The sequence below is a fragment of the Phenylobacterium sp. genome, assembly GCF_036263695.1.
Classification (GTDB): domain Bacteria; phylum Pseudomonadota; class Alphaproteobacteria; order Caulobacterales; family Caulobacteraceae; genus Phenylobacterium.
In genome coordinates this window covers 1-2,112 of the sequence record NZ_DATAGM010000460.1, presented here as the reverse complement: position 1 = coordinate 2,112, position 2,112 = coordinate 1, and the positions used below count along the sequence as shown (strand labels likewise).

At 68.0% G+C, this 2,112-nt stretch carries 5 protein-coding genes; 4 read left to right on the top strand and 1 reads right to left on the bottom strand.

Going from position 1 to position 2,112, the window contains the following annotated elements; all coding sequences use genetic code 11:
- The first annotated feature begins 471 nt into the window (after positions 1-471).
- Genes VHK87_RS18525 through VHK87_RS18510 form a run of 4 tightly spaced genes read left to right on the top strand, consistent with a single transcriptional unit; the run spans position 472 to position 1,498 of the window.
- Entirely contained in the window at positions 472-681 is a 210-nt protein-coding gene (locus VHK87_RS18525; RefSeq protein WP_329636372.1) for a cold-shock protein, read from the top strand.
- Between the two features lie 60 nt (positions 682-741).
- On the top strand, positions 742-948 hold the full coding sequence (locus VHK87_RS18520; RefSeq protein ID WP_329636371.1) for a hypothetical protein: 207 nt from the start codon (positions 742-744) through the stop codon (positions 946-948).
- Positions 945-1,304, top strand: a complete 360-nt coding sequence (locus tag VHK87_RS18515) for a DUF6481 family protein (RefSeq protein WP_329636370.1) — start codon at positions 945-947, stop codon at positions 1,302-1,304. Before VHK87_RS18520 ends, VHK87_RS18515 begins: the two co-directional genes overlap by 4 nt.
- Positions 1,305-1,336: 32 nt before the next feature.
- The gene (locus tag VHK87_RS18510) at positions 1,337-1,498 is read left to right on the top strand and encodes a hypothetical protein (protein WP_329636369.1); all 162 of its coding nucleotides are present in this window, start codon (positions 1,337-1,339) and stop codon (positions 1,496-1,498) included.
- Between the two features lie 172 nt (positions 1,499-1,670).
- On the opposite strand, the gene VHK87_RS18505 is transcribed toward VHK87_RS18510, so the two are convergent.
- Complete coding sequence (locus tag VHK87_RS18505; protein ID WP_329636368.1) at positions 1,671-2,003, bottom strand: hypothetical protein; 333 nt, start codon at positions 2,001-2,003, stop codon at positions 1,671-1,673.
- Between the last annotated feature and the right edge of the window lie 109 nt (positions 2,004-2,112).

Below are 2,112 nucleotides of genomic sequence, written 5' to 3'. Positions count from 1 at the left end.
CGTCCCGCCGGCGCTGGGTCGCGCAATCGAAGCCGCCCATGAAAAAGCTGTCGAACGGCGTCTCGCGCAGTGGGTCCACTGGGGTGCTCCTGGGGTGTCTTTGGGGGCCTGACCGGCGTTCTCCCCCTACCGCGGGGCGGGGCGCTGAGGGTCCTTGGCATTTGGGCGCAGCGGCCTCTCGCCGCGCCCGAAGGGAGGCCGCTAGCGCTCGTCAGTCGGACCGTCCAAGACGCGCCAAGCTCAAGCAGATTAACCGTGCGTGCTCAGGCCCTTGAGAGATTTTCGGGGAATTTCCTGGCGTTCGTCGGATTTGTGTGTCAGTATCCCCCTATCGAATATCGCATTGGCTTCGGTTGCTCTCTACGCTTGTTCTTCGGATCGAGCTCCGGGCCTACCAAGACCCTTTCCGACAATTTGATCGTCCGCGTCATCTGGCGCGAGCGAATTCTTGCACCCGAAAGGTGATTCCCCATGACGACTGGCACCGTGAAGTGGTTCAACGCCACCAAGGGCTTCGGCTTCATCCAACCTGACGCCGGTGGACCGGACGTGTTCGTCCACATCTCGGCCGTCGAACGTTCGAGCCTCGGCTCGATCCATGAAGGCCAAAAGATCGGCTACGAGCTCGAGCGCGACCAGCGCAGCGGCAAGATGTCCGCGAGCCAACTTCAGGCGGCCTAAAGGCCTGACCCGGACGGGGCCGGCGGCGACGCCGGCCCCGAATGGACGACGAGAGCACCGATGTCTCAATCCACCATCGAACGCGCCTACGCGCTGGCCCGCTCGGGTCAGTGCCAGGACTTCGCCCGGCTGCAGCAGCGGCTGAAGGACGAGGGCTGCCGCGCCGTCGACGCCCTCCTCGGTTCGCGGTCGATCCGCGGGCATCTGGAGGCGATCTGCGCCGCCTCGTTCAAAGCGCCGAGCGAACAGCCCCAAGAGGTCGAATGAACTCCACGCACGACACCGGTTTCGCCGATCGGCTGAAGACCGCCGCCGAGGCCAAGAAGGCCCTGCTGGCCGGCTTCAAGCCCAAGCCCACCGTCACCGACCCTAACTTCGACGAGCGGAACGCCCAGCGCGCCGCAGAGCTCGACCAGGTCCGTGAGGCCCGCACTCAGGCCAAGGCGGACAAGAAACAGGCCGCCGCCGACGCCGAAGAGGCGATCCGCGCCGAGGCCGCCGCGGCTGAAGCCGCCGCCCTGGACGCCAAGCGCGGCCAGCGCAAGGAGCGCCAGGCGCTGAGCAAGGCCGACGCCAAAGCCAAGCGGGACGCCCGCTACGCGGCCCGCAAAGCCCGAAAGTAACCCCAAGCCGTCGCGGCATATCGGAGGCTGAGATGGCCAAGAAGCCCAACTACCAATTCGAGCGCCGCGAGCGCGACCGCCTCAAGGCCGTGAAGACGGCCGAGAAGGCCGCCGCCAAGCGCGAGCTCAAGGAACGCGAACGCGCCGCTGCGGAGCCCGCCTCCGGCGAGCCCGCGGCCAACGACGAGGACTGATCGCCGACGCGCGATCTCCTCGGCGGCCGAAAGACCGCCCTGTCCTATCTGCAAGCCCTCGCGCCCCAGGCCGCGAGGGCTTTCGCATGCGCGCGCCAGAGGCCTGAAAAGAAAAGCCCCGGCTCGGGAGGGAAGCCGGGGCGAGTTGCTCAGGAAGAAATGCGAACGAGGCCTAGTAGCGGCGCTCCTGGTGGTCGTGCCGCTGGGCGTAGACGTGCTGGCTCAGCCGGTCGAAGCGACGGTCGAGCTCCTCGCGCTCGCGGACCGAGAGGCCGCCGCCCGAGCGCCGGTACTGCCGCTCCAGCTGGGCCAGCTCGCGGAACTGGCCGCGCAGCCGCTGGGCCTCGGCTCGGGTCAGGTCGCCCTTGCGCACGCCCTGGTCGATTCGCCGCTCGATGTTGTCCTGGCGTTGGTTCACCGACTGCCACGGCGCGGCGCTGGCGGTGACGGGGACGGCGACCACCAGGGTCGCGGCGGCGGCGAGGCTGAGGAGGAAACGCTTCATTGTTGTGGGACTCCGGTACTGGCTGTCGCAAGCGAGCGACGGCGACAGAAGGCGCCCCCTCGCCTGAACGCGCCCGGAGCGCGGCGTTGCCTGTTGTTCAGCTTCGCGC

What these genes read in the sequence shown, in the direction of transcription:
- VHK87_RS18525 (WP_329636372.1), top strand. Translation starts at nt 472, where the DNA reads ATGACGACTGGCACCGTGAAGTGGTTCAACGCCACCAAGGGCTTCGGC.
- VHK87_RS18520 (WP_329636371.1), top strand. Translation starts at nt 742, where the DNA reads ATGTCTCAATCCACCATCGAACGCGCCTACGCGCTGGCCCGCTCGGGT.
- VHK87_RS18515 (WP_329636370.1), top strand. Translation starts at nt 945, where the DNA reads ATGAACTCCACGCACGACACCGGTTTCGCCGATCGGCTGAAGACCGCC.
- VHK87_RS18510 (WP_329636369.1), top strand. Translation starts at nt 1,337, where the DNA reads ATGGCCAAGAAGCCCAACTACCAATTCGAGCGCCGCGAGCGCGACCGC.
- VHK87_RS18505 (WP_329636368.1), bottom strand. Translation starts at nt 2,003, where the DNA reads ATGAAGCGTTTCCTCCTCAGCCTCGCCGCCGCCGCGACCCTGGTGGTC.